At 34.9% G+C, this 13,241-nt stretch carries 17 protein-coding genes and 1 tRNA gene; 13 read left to right on the forward strand and 5 right to left on the reverse strand.

What is annotated here, in order from left to right; genetic code table 11:
* Genes rrp42 through NMAR_RS02340 form a run of 6 tightly spaced genes read left to right on the forward strand, consistent with a single transcriptional unit; the run spans position 1 to position 2,898 of the window.
* Positions 1–819 (forward strand): exosome complex protein Rrp42, encoded by an 819-nt coding sequence (gene rrp42, locus NMAR_RS02315; RefSeq protein ID WP_012214816.1) that lies wholly within the window; start codon positions 1–3, stop codon positions 817–819.
* A 1-nt stretch (position 820) separates the two neighbouring features.
* Complete coding sequence (locus NMAR_RS02320; RefSeq protein ID WP_012214817.1) at positions 821–1,033, forward strand: eL43 family ribosomal protein; 213 nt, start codon at positions 821–823, stop codon at positions 1,031–1,033.
* Positions 1,017–1,262 (forward strand): KEOPS complex subunit Pcc1, encoded by a 246-nt coding sequence (locus NMAR_RS02325; RefSeq protein WP_012214818.1) that lies wholly within the window; start codon positions 1,017–1,019, stop codon positions 1,260–1,262. Before NMAR_RS02320 ends, NMAR_RS02325 begins: the two co-directional genes overlap by 17 nt.
* A 23-nt stretch (positions 1,263–1,285) precedes the next feature.
* Positions 1,286–1,675, forward strand: coding sequence for a prefoldin subunit beta (locus NMAR_RS02330; RefSeq protein ID WP_012214819.1), 390 nt, complete (start codon positions 1,286–1,288; stop codon positions 1,673–1,675).
* 52 nt (positions 1,676–1,727) lie between these two features.
* Positions 1,728–2,414 (forward strand): ERCC4 domain-containing protein, encoded by a 687-nt coding sequence (locus tag NMAR_RS02335; RefSeq protein ID WP_012214820.1) that lies wholly within the window; start codon positions 1,728–1,730, stop codon positions 2,412–2,414.
* Positions 2,404–2,898, forward strand: a complete 495-nt coding sequence (locus NMAR_RS02340) for a tetratricopeptide repeat protein (RefSeq protein WP_012214821.1) — start codon at positions 2,404–2,406, stop codon at positions 2,896–2,898. The genes NMAR_RS02335 and NMAR_RS02340 overlap by 11 nt, the downstream gene beginning before the upstream one ends.
* Positions 2,899–2,900: 2 nt before the next feature.
* On the opposite strand, the gene NMAR_RS02345 is transcribed toward NMAR_RS02340, so the two are convergent.
* Positions 2,901–3,380: an NOB1 family endonuclease gene (locus NMAR_RS02345; RefSeq protein ID WP_012214822.1), complete on the reverse strand. Its 480-nt coding sequence runs from the start codon at positions 3,378–3,380 to the stop codon at positions 2,901–2,903.
* A complete protein-coding gene (locus NMAR_RS02350) occupies positions 3,370–4,185 on the reverse strand; it encodes an NAD(+)/NADH kinase (protein WP_187146553.1) in 816 nt (271 codons plus the stop codon). The genes NMAR_RS02345 and NMAR_RS02350 overlap by 11 nt, the downstream gene beginning before the upstream one ends.
* A gap of 83 nt (positions 4,186–4,268) precedes the next feature.
* On the opposite strand from NMAR_RS02350, the gene NMAR_RS02355 reads away from it, so the two are divergent.
* From NMAR_RS02355 to NMAR_RS02370, 4 genes are read left to right on the forward strand one after another with little or no spacing between them, the layout of a single operon-like run.
* Entirely contained in the window at positions 4,269–5,114 is an 846-nt protein-coding gene (locus NMAR_RS02355) for a sulfurtransferase (RefSeq protein WP_012214824.1), read from the forward strand.
* A 1-nt stretch (position 5,115) separates the two neighbouring features.
* Positions 5,116–5,427: a hypothetical protein gene (locus tag NMAR_RS02360; protein WP_012214825.1), complete on the forward strand. Its 312-nt coding sequence runs from the start codon at positions 5,116–5,118 to the stop codon at positions 5,425–5,427.
* 36 nt (positions 5,428–5,463) lie between these two features.
* Positions 5,464–6,411 (forward strand): 4Fe-4S dicluster domain-containing protein, encoded by a 948-nt coding sequence (locus tag NMAR_RS02365; protein WP_012214826.1) that lies wholly within the window; start codon positions 5,464–5,466, stop codon positions 6,409–6,411.
* Positions 6,412–6,466: 55 nt separating this feature from the next.
* A complete protein-coding gene (locus NMAR_RS02370) occupies positions 6,467–8,533 on the forward strand; it encodes a glycosyltransferase (RefSeq protein WP_012214827.1) in 2,067 nt (688 codons plus the stop codon).
* Here NMAR_RS02370 and NMAR_RS02375 read toward each other — a convergent pair.
* On the reverse strand, positions 8,530–10,059 hold the full coding sequence (locus NMAR_RS02375) for a hypothetical protein (protein WP_012214828.1): 1,530 nt from the start codon (positions 10,057–10,059) through the stop codon (positions 8,530–8,532). The two genes, NMAR_RS02370 and NMAR_RS02375, sit on opposite strands and share 4 nt — an antisense overlap.
* Positions 10,060–10,490: 431 nt before the next feature.
* On the opposite strand from NMAR_RS02375, the gene NMAR_RS02380 reads away from it, so the two are divergent.
* Together NMAR_RS02380 and NMAR_RS02385 are read left to right on the forward strand one after the other, a co-directional pair.
* The gene (locus tag NMAR_RS02380) at positions 10,491–11,816 is read left to right on the forward strand and encodes a cation:proton antiporter (protein WP_012214829.1); all 1,326 of its coding nucleotides are present in this window, start codon (positions 10,491–10,493) and stop codon (positions 11,814–11,816) included.
* Positions 11,809–12,237 (forward strand): hypothetical protein, encoded by a 429-nt coding sequence (locus tag NMAR_RS02385; protein ID WP_012214830.1) that lies wholly within the window; start codon positions 11,809–11,811, stop codon positions 12,235–12,237. Before NMAR_RS02380 ends, NMAR_RS02385 begins: the two co-directional genes overlap by 8 nt.
* A gap of 1 nt (position 12,238) precedes the next feature.
* Here the strand turns inward: NMAR_RS02385 and NMAR_RS02390 are convergent.
* Positions 12,239–12,315, reverse strand: a tRNA-Gly gene (locus NMAR_RS02390).
* Between the two features lie 63 nt (positions 12,316–12,378).
* On the opposite strand from NMAR_RS02390, the gene NMAR_RS02395 reads away from it, so the two are divergent.
* Positions 12,379–12,642: a hypothetical protein gene (locus NMAR_RS02395; RefSeq protein WP_012214831.1), complete on the forward strand. Its 264-nt coding sequence runs from the start codon at positions 12,379–12,381 to the stop codon at positions 12,640–12,642.
* Here NMAR_RS02395 and NMAR_RS02400 read toward each other — a convergent pair.
* On the reverse strand, positions 12,634–13,143 hold the full coding sequence (locus tag NMAR_RS02400; RefSeq protein WP_012214832.1) for a 50S ribosomal protein L16: 510 nt from the start codon (positions 13,141–13,143) through the stop codon (positions 12,634–12,636). The two genes, NMAR_RS02395 and NMAR_RS02400, sit on opposite strands and share 9 nt — an antisense overlap.
* Between the last annotated feature and the right edge of the window lie 98 nt (positions 13,144–13,241).

The following is a 13,241-nucleotide window of genomic DNA, read 5'->3' on the forward strand; positions in this document are numbered from 1 at the left end:
ATGACATCACATACAGTTATTGACGAACTAAAGAGAAACCAAATTCTTGAATTATTAGAACAAGGAAAAAGAGTAGATGGTAGAGCTCTTGATGAATCAAGAGAAGTTTCTATTGAAACTAATGCCATTCCAAAAGCAAACGGTTCTGCAAGAGTTCGATTAGGCGATACTGAAGTTGTATGTGGCGTTAAAATCCAACCAGACAGACCTTTTCCAGACACTGGTGACAAAGGACTTTTCATTTGTACTGCTGAACTATTACCACTTTCACATCCTACAGTTGAAACAGGACCTCCGGGACCTGAAGTAATTGAACTAGCTAGAGTTGTTGATAGAGGAATCAGAGAAAGTCACATGATTGATGTATCTCAATTAGTTATTGAAAAAGACAAATCTGTAATTGGTGTCTTTGCAGACAATGTTGTTGTTGATTATGATGGTAATCTATTTGATGCATGTTCTTATGCTGCAACTGCCGCATTACTCTCATCAAAAAGTCCTAAATGGAATTGGGTAGACGACGCACCTGCACTAGTTGAAGGTGAAGAAGTTGATGTTCCAATCACTACAATTCCTGTATCTGTAACCATGGGAAAGATTGGAAATCACATCATAGTTGATCCTAATGGTGATGAATGGGCAAGTATGGATGCAAGAATTACAATTACTAGTGATTCTGATGGAAACATCTGTGCCTTACAAAAAGGTGGAGATGATGGGTTCACACAAGATGAAATCGTTCAATGCGGTGAAATCTCAGTCAGAGTAGGCGCAAAAATAAGAGAAAAATTAAAAGCAGCTCAGCAAGGAGGTCAGTAAAATGGCAAAGGGCAAGAAATCACTCAAAGGTCTTGGTGCAAGATACGGAATTAAAATTAGAAAACAATATACCAAAATTCATCTTCAATTAAAAGAAAAAAGAGCATGTCCTGAATGTGGTTCTAAAACATTTGGTAGAGATGCAGTAGGAATTTGGTCTTGCAAAAAATGCAGCTTCAAAATAGCTGGAACCGCATATGACGTTAAAGTTTAGTGCAAAAATTACAGTTGATGCAAAAGACAAAACAAAAGCAATTTTTGATTCAGTAAATACCGATAACGAGTTTTATCCTGAAAACCCTGTAAAGACTGAAATCAAACTAGACAAGAAAATGACAATTTCTGTAGAATCTGAGCATCTTCCCCACTTGAGGGCTAATCTCAACTCTACCTTGAGATTGATTCAAGCAAGTAATGAGACTATAGAATCGGTAAAGATATAATGAAACAAAAATTGTGATAAATAATGTCAGCAGGACAAATGCCACCATGGCTTCAAGAACAATTGATGAAATTACAACAATCTCAACAAAATCTCCAATCTATCATGACTCAAAAACAACATCTTGAGATGGAAAAGGCAGAAACTGAGAAGGCCCTTGAAGAATTAAAGAAAGTTGGTGATGCTGATGCAGTTTACAAGCAAGCAGGAACAGTCTTGTTAAAATCAACAAAAAAGGAACTCGTTGATGAATTAGAAGAAAAACAAGAGATGGCAAAAACCCGTGCAACAGTACTTGAAAAACAAGAAACACGTGTCAAAGAAACTCTCAAAGAACAAGAATCCAAGATCACTGAAATGATGAAGAGTGGATCTCAAGAACCTCCAAAAGCAGAAGATAATCCTAGAAAATAATCTCAAAAACCATTTTCATATAAGATATTAACAATTCTTTTCAAAGGTATTTGTGAATTTAGAAAACCTCCGAATTATTGTAGATGAAAGGGAACGCAAAAGTGGAATTCCCGAATTACTAAAATCAGTTGGCCTTAATCTTGAGATGAAGACTCTTCCAATCGGTGATTACATTGTTGCACCTGAAACTGTTGTGGAGAGAAAAAGCATTCGTGATTTGATGGCATCCGTATTTGATGGAAGACTCTTTGATCAATGTACTAGACTAAAGGAGCATTTTGAGAATCCTGTTGTACTAATGGAAGGAAATGTAGATGAGATTGAAGAGATTACAGAAAACCCTTTGATATTTTATGGTGCAATCTCTACCGTGGTTCTTGATTTTAAAATTCCAGTAATTCCTACTCCTAGTGCAACACATACTGCTAAGTTGTTAGTATCGATGTGTTCCAGAAAGGATGCTCCAAAAGGGCCTTATCTTAAGAAAATAAAAAAATCATCTGATTTAGAGAGACAACAATTATCCTCTCTTTGCAGTTTACCTGGAATTGGAGAAAAGTTTGCAATAAGGATGCTTGAAAAGTTTGGTACTCCTCTCAAAGTATTTACCGCAACTACTGCAGAGCTATCTAAAGTTGAAGGTTTAGGAGATGCAAGAGCCAAAAAAATCAAAAAAGTTCTTGACACAAAAAGTAAACATCTCAAAAAATCAAATCAAAAAACTTTGCATGATGACTGAAACAATCGAATCTTTACTAAATAGTGGTCAAACACTGATGAATTTGGGAAATCCAAAAGATGCACTTGTAATTTATGACAAAATTCTTGCACAGGATCCAAAACACATTGTAGCATTACTGAAGAAGGGCCATATCTTGGGACAATTGGCTAGATATGGTGATGCCATTGTTCAATATGACAATGTTCTTTCTCAAGAAAAAAATCTCTTAGCATTACTGAACAAAGGGTTGGCTCATCATTATTTGGGACAAGTTGATGTTGCTCTAGGTTGCTATGAGCAAGTCTTGAAAGAAAAACCAAACAACCCAACTACTCTTTACAACAAAGCATCATCTTTGATAAAATCTGGAAGAGTTCTAGAAGGAATAGAAATCTTATCTAAAGTAATTGAATTAGATTTTTCATTCAAAGAAAAAGCAAAATTTGATATCGAATTTGAAGGAATTCGAAAACTCAATGAATTTAAAAAAATTATATCTTAATGCTATTCTTTGAGTAATTTTCTTTTTAGTGGTGTGGCGCACATTGGACATTCTTTTCCTGATTCATGATTTGTTCTACATCCTGGGCAGTAATGCACCCATCTTCCAACATCCTTTATTCCTTGTGTCATTATTGATGATATCTTCAAGCCTAGGTTTCTTGCAACATTTGAAATTGCAAAATCATCACTGATTATCTCCCCCTCTAATTCAATACCCAATGCGATTACTGACAAATCTTGCTTTGATAACTGTGGATAGTCTCCAGTGTTCTTTGCTACATCAGTAGCAGTTTTTGTTGATTCTGCATCAGGCTCTCTGATTTTGAGTCTGTTTGTTTCAAGTAAAGTTCCTAATGCGTCATGATTTTTCTTTATGTGTTTGATTTCATCATATACTAGTGATGTTGTATAGCAATCATTAGATGATCTAAATGGAACACCTGCATAAAATGCACTAGCATCTAAAATTCTAAAATCCAAGTTTACTCATTTGTCTTAACCCGCGTTTTTTTAATCTGATAAACACGGCAGGTTTTTTGTATTTCTTGATAGTAATTGGTTCTTCAAACCCTGCACTTTTTACAACTTGTGCATCCATTACAATGTTGCAATCATGAGAGCTGATTATCTCTATCTTTTCGTCTGGAACTACAATTGATTCTAATCTATACACTGGTGCAACTGGTGTAATTATCAATACATCTAAACTCTCATGCAAAATTGGTCCTCCCAATGAAAATGAATGTCCTGTTGAACCACTTGGTGTTGCAACAATCACTCCATCCATTTTTTGTTTTACAGTATCGTTTTGGAATTTGATTTCAATTTCTGCAGTCTTTGTCAAGTTTGCTCTATTAATGAAAATTTCATTTAATGCTGGCGGAAATTCTTTTCCCCCACAAGATGCAACTACTCTTGTTCTCTTATCTAAGAAAAATTTGTCTTTTTGAATTTGGTTTAGTGCATCATCTATCTCTTCAATTGTAATTTCAGCTAAAATCCCTCTGTTTCCACCTACATTTATTGTCAAAATTGGAGTCTCATTTTCTAAATTTCTAAAAACACGAAGTGTTGTCCCATCTCCACCTAATGTGACTACCAAATCCAATTTTACCTTCTTTAATTCCTCTAATGTCTCAATCTGCTTTGCACCCTCAACTTGAATTGGTGATATGGTGTACACTTTGGATTTTTTTGCCAACAATTTTTTTGCAACATCAATTGCAGCTTTTTCAGATTCTTTGTTTCCTACTTTACTTACCACTGCAACGTTTTGTAGTTTCAAGCAGTTTTCTAGAAATGGCATTTACTTAAAAATGATATTTTTTTGGAAAAACAATTAATTATGAAAACAATTGCGATTAACTCATGAGTTACGCACATCCAGAAGTATTAGTTGATACGGAATGGGTTTCACAAAATCCCCCAAACGAAAATAGAAAATTAGTTGAAGTCGACTATGATCCTGTAAATGGATATCAAAAAGGTCACATTAGTGGTGCCAGTCTTATCTGGTGGAAACGTGACATTAATGATCCAGTTACAAGAGACATTATCTCCAAAAAACAATTTGAAGAGTTAATGGCAAAAAATGGAATTACAAAAGATACTGAGGTAGTTCTTTATGGTGACTTTAACAATTGGTTTGCAGCATTCGTTTTCTGGGTTTTCAAAATCTATGGACATGAAAATCTAAAGATTATGAATGGTGGAAGAAAAAAATGGGAATTAGAAAATAGAGATTATACAACTGATGAACCACAATTTGAATCAGTTACATATGATGCACAACCTCCAGATGAAGGATTACGTGCATATCTATTTGATGTAAGCCGTGCACTTGGAAAAGAAGATACTGTAATGGTTGATGTTAGATCTCCAGCTGAGTTTTCAGGAGAGATTACTGCACCACCAGAGTATCCAATGGAACATGCACAAAGAGGTGGACACATTCCTGATGCAAACAATATTCCATGGGCAACTGCCGTCAATGACGCTGATGGAACTTTCAAAACAGTTGATGAACTAAAACAAAACTATGAACCAAAAGGAGTTACACCTGACAAAGATGTAATTTGTTATTGTAGAATTGGTGAACGTTCTTCACACAGTTGGTTTGTTCTAAAGTACCTACTTGGATATCCAAAGGTTCGAAACTATGATGGTTCTTGGACTGAATGGGGAAACATGATAGGAAACCCTGTGGAAAAATAAAATGTTACTAGACCTCCCTGTTTTAAAAAAGGGATCTTTTTATTTTATCAAAGATTCTGACACCGATCTTGTTATGGAAGACAAGACAAAAAGAGGCCTTACTGTAAAGGAGACCTCCGTTGATGAAAAACTAAATGTCAAGGCTGACAAAGGTATGATTCACGATATGGATGGTATTGGCCATTGGGTTCCAATTCGATGGTATTTCCCAAAGGATTCTTACGATCTTGATGCAGTTTCAATACATGCTGAAACAATGGAAAAAAAATACACAGAATTACGTGAACTCACATGTCCTGACGATGATGACTGATAACCTTTTTAAATAAAATCGATTGAGAAATCTCAGATGTCTTTACTTCTCAAAGATCGAGTTTGGTCAATGGAAGCCCCTACTGCAAAACGTGGAGTTTATCCATTACATGGATTCAAACTTGGATTGTATAGATTGCCAATTAATCTTGAAGATCCTAATGAGATAAAATCAGTCCATGATGGTCTCAAAAAGGCTTTTGAGATGGACAAGTACGCTGATAGAGTTTTTGCAACATATCGCTGGACTGAACAAAACATGGATGATCCTGATGCAAAGGGATACGAAGAAGTAGAACTATCAGTTACAGTTGAAATTGTCACTGGTGAAGTTGTAGATATTATTTATCAGATTTTCCCAATTGAAAAGTTCGGTGATCCTAATTGGGTCAAAGATTATAGAAAGAAAGCAGACCATTTTGCAAAAATGGTAATTGATACTATTTTACGTAACACTATCTTGGCAGACAAGATGATTTCTTACTTTGCAAAAGCAGAAAAAATTTCTGAAGTTGCAGCTATTCAAAAACTTGAAGACCTTACTCCTTTAGCAAAGATTGTTCTTGGTGCAAAACCAAAACCAGTTGAGGCTACTGAAGAAGCTGAAGAAGAAGATGAAGGTGATATGGAGATTCCAGATGGTGCAAAGCCTGGACCAATTGATGTTGATTACAAACAAAAAATGAAAGCATCTACAGCATATGAAGCAGCAGAACACACAATCAAAACTTGGGGTAGAAAAGGCACCAGTAATGGAATCATGGGTGTTTGGGGAGAATTTGTTTCAGTAGATTATGATATTTGTGTAGCAGATGGTGGATGCATTGAAGCATGCCCAGTAGGTGTGTATGAGTGGTTTGATACTCCTGGAAACCCTGCATCTGACAAGAAACCACTAATGTCAAAAGAACCTGATTGTATATTCTGTCTTGCATGTGAAGGTGTATGTCCGCCACAAGCAATCAAGATCTTCGAACAAAAATAGTGGAAATTTATTGCAAGTATAAATAGCGAACAGTGATTCTCAGAGCTAGGGAAAAATGGCAATCAACCCCTTCACTGCATTTGTATTTGATCTATTCATTATATCTGCTGTAATTATCACTGCGTATACTTGCAATTTTTACTATCTTGCATTTTTGTCTCGAAAAAGAAAAGACAATTTACAAACAGCTGACTTGGGTACTCCGTCAATTACAATTCAATTACCAATATACAATGAAAAGTATGTCGCAAAAAGACTAGTAGATTCAGTATGTAATCTGGATTATCCTCAAGACAAAATGAGAATAATGGTGTTAGATGATTCTGATGATGATACTGTTGACCTTTTGGCACAAACTGTTGATGATTATAAGAAGAAAGGATTCCAAATCGAGCATGTGAGACGTGGAACCAGAAAAGGGTACAAGGCTGGTGCACTAAAGTATGCAATGCAGTCAACTGATACTGAATTAGTGGCAATCTTTGATGCTGACTTTATTCCCCCAACATGGTTCCTAAAACGTGCTATTCCTCATTTTGCAAAATCAAACATTGGTCTTGTGCAGTGTCGTTGGGGGCATGTAAATGAAAACTATTCAGCAATCACTCAAGCTCAAGCACTTAGTTTGGATTTTCATTTTCTAATTGAACAAAAGGCAAAGAGTAATTCACATCTTTTCATGAATTTTAATGGCACTGCTGGAATCTGGAAACGTGATTGTATTGAAGATGCTGGTGGTTGGCATACTGCAACTTTAGTCGAAGATCTTGATCTTAGTTATAGAGCTCAAATGAAAGGTTGGAAGTGTGTCTTCTTGCCTGATGTCGTAGTTGATGCAGAACTACCTGTTCAAATGAATGCTGCAAAACGACAACAATTTCGTTGGGCAAAAGGTTCCATCCAATGCGCATTAAAACTACTAACTGATATTACAATAAAAAGAAAAATTGCAATTGAGGCAAAGATTCAAGCTTTCATTCAACTTACACGTCATATTGTTTACCCATTAATGCTAATTCAATTTCTATCATTACCAATTTTGTTAGCTGCAAATGTCAATCTTTATGTGATTAGTTTTCTTCCTGCATTAACAATTGCAACATATCTTGCAATGGGACCTGGTGCATACATCATGATTATACAAAGCATGTATCACAAGTCGTGGAAGTCAAAAGCAAAGATACTACCTGCACTATTGGTGTATAATGCTGGGATGTCAGTTAACAATACTGTTGCAGTATTTGATGCAGTTCTTGGAAAAAAGAATGAATTTCTTAGAACTCCAAAGTATGGTGTTCTCAAGAAAAAAGATGACTGGAAAGATAATGCATACAATTTACCTTTCTCTCAAGTAACTCTTCTTGAACTATTCTTTGGTGTGTATGGAATTTTAGGAATCTTTATCTCAATATTTTCAAACAATCCCATATTTGCACCAATTATCGCATTGCAAGCAATAGGATTCTTCTATATTGCATATCTGAGCCTCTCACACACTCGATTTAAAAGAAATAAATCAAGTACTCCAAAAATTAGAAGCAAGAAAGAGAAAATGGCTAATCTGGTTTACAAACTCTCCATGGTAGGTATTGTTGCCATCATAATCTTTGGTGGTTCTATGGCAATCTATGGTTATAGCACTGATATTTATCCCCTTGATAGAATGAGAGGTAATCTAGATGGAATTATTGGCTCATCTGATCCTGCTGCAATAAAGGCTCATCTATTGGCAATTCAAACTGATTTGACTGTTGTTATGGAGAATTTACCTGAAACAACAAATGCTAATGGTGAGGTTATTTCTAAAAACCCTGTTTGGATGTTCCCAACAGAATCTACAAACTTCCTTAGAATTGAAAATGCTGTAGAAACAATGACTGCAAGTATTGAAAAAATTTCTACAGTGCCAAAAGATAGTTCTGCATATCATACCGGAATGCTTGATATCAACAGTAGAGCTGTTTCATTGCAAACTGACATCATGGATGCAACTCCTTACATGTATGTCAGTATTCAAAATATTGCCTTTAGTACCATTTGGATTGCAGCAATCTTGGGAATCTTTGCAGCACTAAAAAGAAAGAAAGACCAACTAAAAGAAGTCGACGACGTTGGAGTCTAAGAAATATTTAGATCTTTTCTAATTTCATCAACAGCTCTAATTCCATAAATGTCTCTAACTTGCTGAATTCTTACTGCTTCTTTTAACAAATCTCTTCCAATTGCATTTGTCAAAATTGAATATACATCACTAAATCTAATTTCCCACTTATCTGCACAATCAAGAATTTTGCTTACTGCCCATTGTCTTACTTCATGTGGTAGTGGAATCTTTTCTCCAGATTCTATCGAGATTCTATCAAATAAATTCACAATATCTGCAGTTTGTTCTGCCATCTTTTCAAGATCTTTTGCATCTCCGTATTTTGATTCTGCATTCATCCTGATGTTTGATTGATACTCTGAAAGTTTTAGCAAAGCCATCATTTCTTTTGATGAATCATCTGAAGCTTTGTTTGTTACACTTCTAACTGACTGCATCTCTTCAAACAATTTTTCAGTCTTTTTATGAAATTCTGCAGATGCAGCATCTTGTCTTTTAATGATATCTGCTGCTGATGAAATTTTTTGCTCAATGCTGTTAGTTTTATCAAATACATTTTGTTTGAATTCTGAAAGGTCGTTTTGAACCGATTTGAGACCTTCACCCACAAATGCAGTTGAATCTGCTCTATGTGATAGTGCCCCTATCTCAGTTTCAATCTTGTCAATTTTTCCTGCTAGTTCTTTTATTGATTCTAGGCTCACATTATCAACTGAATTTGCCTTTGTGGCAACTGTTTCAAATTGCTGTTTTAGGCCCTCAATTACGCCTCCAAGTGAGTCAATCTTTGCTGCTTTAGAAGAAATTGCATCAATTGTGATCTTTATTGCTTCTAATTCGGAATTAAGATTGGAACTATCTGAAACCCCGTCAGTTATTTTTGAGAGTTCTTGTTTTAGACTTTCAATAATTTGAGAACCTGTTTCAAGTTTTGCAGTTTTACCTGAAATCTCTTCAATACTGTTTTTTAGTTTGTCCATTTCTGAACCAACTTCTAAGAAAGAGTCTGTTTTACCTGAAACTTTTCTTAAATCATCTCTTACTTCATCAATTCTTTGAGCTATTTTGATGATCATCTGTGAATTATTTCTAATAGAATTCATACTGTCTTCTACTTGTTGAGAAATTTCTTGAGTTTTTGATAATTTTTGTTCTTCAGAAATTCTACTGATCTCTTCTTGTAATTTTGCAGTTTGATTGTTAATCTTAGTTACTAGGTTTGATTGAGTTCTTACTTGATTTAGTCCTGCATATAGCTTTTGTGTGTCGTCTTCAATTAAGTTAAGTTGTTTTGATTGTTTTTGAATATGTTCTAATGCTGATGTTAATGAATCGATCATACCTTTCATAGAAACTAGAACTTTTTGATTTTCTCCAAAAATCTTTGACATTACTTTGATCTCTTTTTGTAATGCTTTGTTAGAATCTGATACTGATGCTACTTTTTTTAGTAAAACTGATGGACTTGGTTCTCTTTTTGTAACTTTTTTTGTTTCTTTTTTTGCTTTAGGAGTTGTTTTTTTCTTTGCAGTTTTTGTAGCCATATCAATTGAAACAGAATTTAACGATAAAAAAGTTAGGTCTAAAATAAAAAATGTAAAGAGTTACTTGTTTACAACTTCTGGTTCATGAAGTAACTCATGGAAGGTTTTTTCAGCCAAACCATTTGCTGTTTCGATAAAACCTCTTGTACAATATTCACATTGAATCATATAGTACGGTATGGTACCGTACTATTAATATCAAGGTAATGACAACGTAACCAATTATGCAGTCAGATACCCCAGGTCATATCTCTACATTTGATTCAGTTGACCTAATCATCACTCTGCATTTTGATAATTGTTCCTTGGAATAAAGAGATTAACATTTTGAAATTATTTTGAGCCTGTGTTCAATTATTAGCAGTTTAGGTAATTTTACTTTCGAATTTTCAATCCGCAATGATTTTTAAACAAATTTGTTAACTGAAAACATGCAAAACATTCCACTGCAACTAAATCCTAGTGGAATCCAAAGCTCACTTAACAATACAGTTTCTAGCTTGATTGAACAGATTACTCCTGAACTTCCTCACACATCATTTGTTACTGATTTGGCCTTTATCATGATTATTGGTGCAGTTGTTACTCTTGCATTTTTCAAAATTAAGCAACCACTAATCATTGGATATCTTTTTGCAGGAATGCTCCTTGGCCCTCTTTCCCCATTTTGGTCTTGGTTACTACCTGAAGGTGGACCTCCTGGTGATGTTTTAGAGGGTGTTGGAATTTTATCTGATATTTCTGCATTACATCTTTTTGCTGAGATTGGGGTGATCTTACTTTTGTTTGTAATTGGAATTGAGTTCCCTTATGCAAAAATTAAGAGTATAGGGCGAGTTGCAGTTGGGGTTGGAACTCTTGGTTTGTTCGCAACTTTGGGTGTGGTATTTTACACTGCTACTGCTTTGGGTCTGCAATTTATGGATGCATTATTTATTGCCGCTGCATTATCTATCTCCAGTACTGCAATCATTGTCAAAATTTTGGAAGATATGGGGAGGATCAAAAAAGAATCTTCTATTCTTGTATTGGGTATTTTGATTGTAGAAGACGTTATTGCAGTTATCTTGATTTCATCTTTACAATCAATTGCTTTAGTCGGAAGTGTTTCTATTGAATCAATAATTGTAGTTGTTCTAGTTGCAACTGGATTAATTGTTGGAACATTTACTATTGGAACTCGTGTAATACCACCATTAATTGACAGAGTTGCTGCTGCAGAGCATCGTGAAATTTTACTTCTTAGTGTTCTTGGCGTTTGCTTTGGATATGCATTATTTGCCAATATTGTAGGATTATCAGTCGCAATTGGTGCCTTTTTGGCAGGTGTTTTGGTAGCAGAATCAAAATCTGCTGAAGTAGCAAAACTCCTTTCTAGTCCAATTAAAGACATGTTCGTTGCAATCTTCTTTATCTCAGTTGGGGCTTTGATGGATATCTCACAACTTGGAGATTACATCTGGATAGCAATTGCATTGATTGCAGTTGCAACAGGTATGAAATTTGGAGGAAACATGATTGGAAATATTATATTCAGACAAAAGCGTGGTAAGGCACTTCGCTCAGCATTTACTTTAGGTGCTCCAAGAGGAGAGTTCTCAATTGTAATTGTAAAAGCTGGCGTTGACATTGGTGCAGTTAGTGCTTTCTTGTTCCCATTGATAGGCATCATCTCAATAATTACCGCATTCCTTTCACCATTCTTTGTAAAAGCAGGAGATAAAGTCGTAGAGAAATTAGAAGAAGAAGATGTCTGATGAACTAAAACGAATGCTAGAGCAAGTTCACACTGGCATTACTACTTTTGATTTTGAAGGAAAAGAAACTCCTTGTATTGTAATTGATGCAAAAAAATATGAAAACATTAGAGCCAAAGTTGAAGGACAGCCATTTGCAGTAAACACTGATTTGAATATCTTACAAGATGGATTGGGAAATGTCTTTGTTGAAGTTGTTTTGACTTTTTCAATTGGAAATATTTCTGAAAAGTATCTTGTAAATGCAAAGACTGATTTGCAATTCTTTGAAACACTTGCTCAAACATCCATGTTTGTACTCAATTCTCCTGAATCCCAATATGGTAAAGATAATGTCATTGCAATTCAATTACCTAGACCAGAAAAAGCCCATGATGCTCTAGAAATCATAAAATCTGCTCTTGTGCCTAAAAATCAATAGATGGTGCAGTTACCGGGATTTGAACCCGGGTCACGTACTTGGCAAGCACGAGTACTAACCAGACTGTACTATAACTGCAACAAACCTAGAAGCTGAATTTGGATATTAAACTGTTTTTAACTATTTTAATGAAGATTAACTATGGATAAAACTCTTCTAAAAAAGATTGATGAAAAAATTCAAGAAACAATTTCTAACAAAGATGACATTAAACAATTAATTTCTCTATTGTCTACTATTGACAATTCCAAATCTTTTGCTTTGGGTATTGTTGTTGGTAGGATATACAATGCATTTTATTATCAATCAAAACGAATTTTGAATCGGGAACCAACAAAAGATGAATTTGAAGAATTTTTAGAATATATTCAAAATAAGAAATCTGATTTGGAAAATCTATGGTGATGGTTTATTCCAATCAAGAACTTTGATTGTTGGTGTTCCTGGTAATTTTACACATGCACTTTTGAGTGATTTCTTTGCTGCTGCTAAATGTGCATCACCATTAACGTAAAGTTCCATAATGCATTGACCTTCTCTTACTCTTGCACCTAAACTGGTTGCTTTTCCCCAAGCTCTTCTCATTCCTTCTGAAATTCTGTCTGCACCTGCAGTTGCAATTTGTTTATTTTCTCTTAACATGTTGTGTGGATAAATTCTAAGTCTGGAATAGTATCCTGACTCACCAGTTGTTTTTTCTAGTGTTTTGTTTGCTGCCAATCTTGTTGATTCAATTGCCATATGTCTTAACTGCATTTTTTCATTAATGCATAATTGTACACAATATTGGTAAGTTCCTCTTTTACCACCTTGAAATTTTGCAATTTTGATTTGTGGTTTACCTTTGATGTACTTTCTTCTGGTAAAGACTTGGCCATTTCCTTCTCTGTAATTGGCTCCATGCATGATATGATAACGCCTGAATCCCCATATTTTAACGGTTAGAAGAGATTTATTCGTATTTTCCAATGCTTATATGGAAATCATTTGGTTTTCTTTTCATC

Source organism: Nitrosopumilus maritimus SCM1, assembly GCF_000018465.1.
In the GTDB taxonomy this organism is placed as follows: Archaea; Thermoproteota; Nitrososphaeria; order Nitrososphaerales; family Nitrosopumilaceae; genus Nitrosopumilus; species Nitrosopumilus maritimus.

What these genes read in the sequence shown, in the direction of transcription:
- rrp42 (WP_012214816.1), top strand. Translation starts at nt 1, where the DNA reads ATGACATCACATACAGTTATTGACGAACTAAAGAGAAACCAAATTCTT.
- NMAR_RS02320 (WP_012214817.1), top strand. Translation starts at nt 821, where the DNA reads ATGGCAAAGGGCAAGAAATCACTCAAAGGTCTTGGTGCAAGATACGGA.
- NMAR_RS02325 (WP_012214818.1), top strand. Translation starts at nt 1,017, where the DNA reads ATGACGTTAAAGTTTAGTGCAAAAATTACAGTTGATGCAAAAGACAAA.
- NMAR_RS02330 (WP_012214819.1), top strand. Translation starts at nt 1,286, where the DNA reads ATGTCAGCAGGACAAATGCCACCATGGCTTCAAGAACAATTGATGAAA.
- NMAR_RS02340 (WP_012214821.1), top strand. Translation starts at nt 2,404, where the DNA reads ATGATGACTGAAACAATCGAATCTTTACTAAATAGTGGTCAAACACTG.
- NMAR_RS02355 (WP_012214824.1), top strand. Translation starts at nt 4,269, where the DNA reads ATGAGTTACGCACATCCAGAAGTATTAGTTGATACGGAATGGGTTTCA.
- NMAR_RS02360 (WP_012214825.1), top strand. Translation starts at nt 5,116, where the DNA reads ATGTTACTAGACCTCCCTGTTTTAAAAAAGGGATCTTTTTATTTTATC.
- NMAR_RS02365 (WP_012214826.1), top strand. Translation starts at nt 5,464, where the DNA reads ATGTCTTTACTTCTCAAAGATCGAGTTTGGTCAATGGAAGCCCCTACT.
- NMAR_RS02370 (WP_012214827.1), top strand. Translation starts at nt 6,467, where the DNA reads ATGGCAATCAACCCCTTCACTGCATTTGTATTTGATCTATTCATTATA.
- NMAR_RS02375 (WP_012214828.1), bottom strand. Translation starts at nt 10,059, where the DNA reads ATGGCTACAAAAACTGCAAAGAAAAAAACAACTCCTAAAGCAAAAAAA.
- NMAR_RS02380 (WP_012214829.1), top strand. Translation starts at nt 10,491, where the DNA reads ATGCAAAACATTCCACTGCAACTAAATCCTAGTGGAATCCAAAGCTCA.
- NMAR_RS02385 (WP_012214830.1), top strand. Translation starts at nt 11,809, where the DNA reads ATGTCTGATGAACTAAAACGAATGCTAGAGCAAGTTCACACTGGCATT.
- NMAR_RS02395 (WP_012214831.1), top strand. Translation starts at nt 12,379, where the DNA reads ATGGATAAAACTCTTCTAAAAAAGATTGATGAAAAAATTCAAGAAACA.
- NMAR_RS02400 (WP_012214832.1), bottom strand. Translation starts at nt 13,143, where the DNA reads ATGCATGGAGCCAATTACAGAGAAGGAAATGGCCAAGTCTTTACCAGA.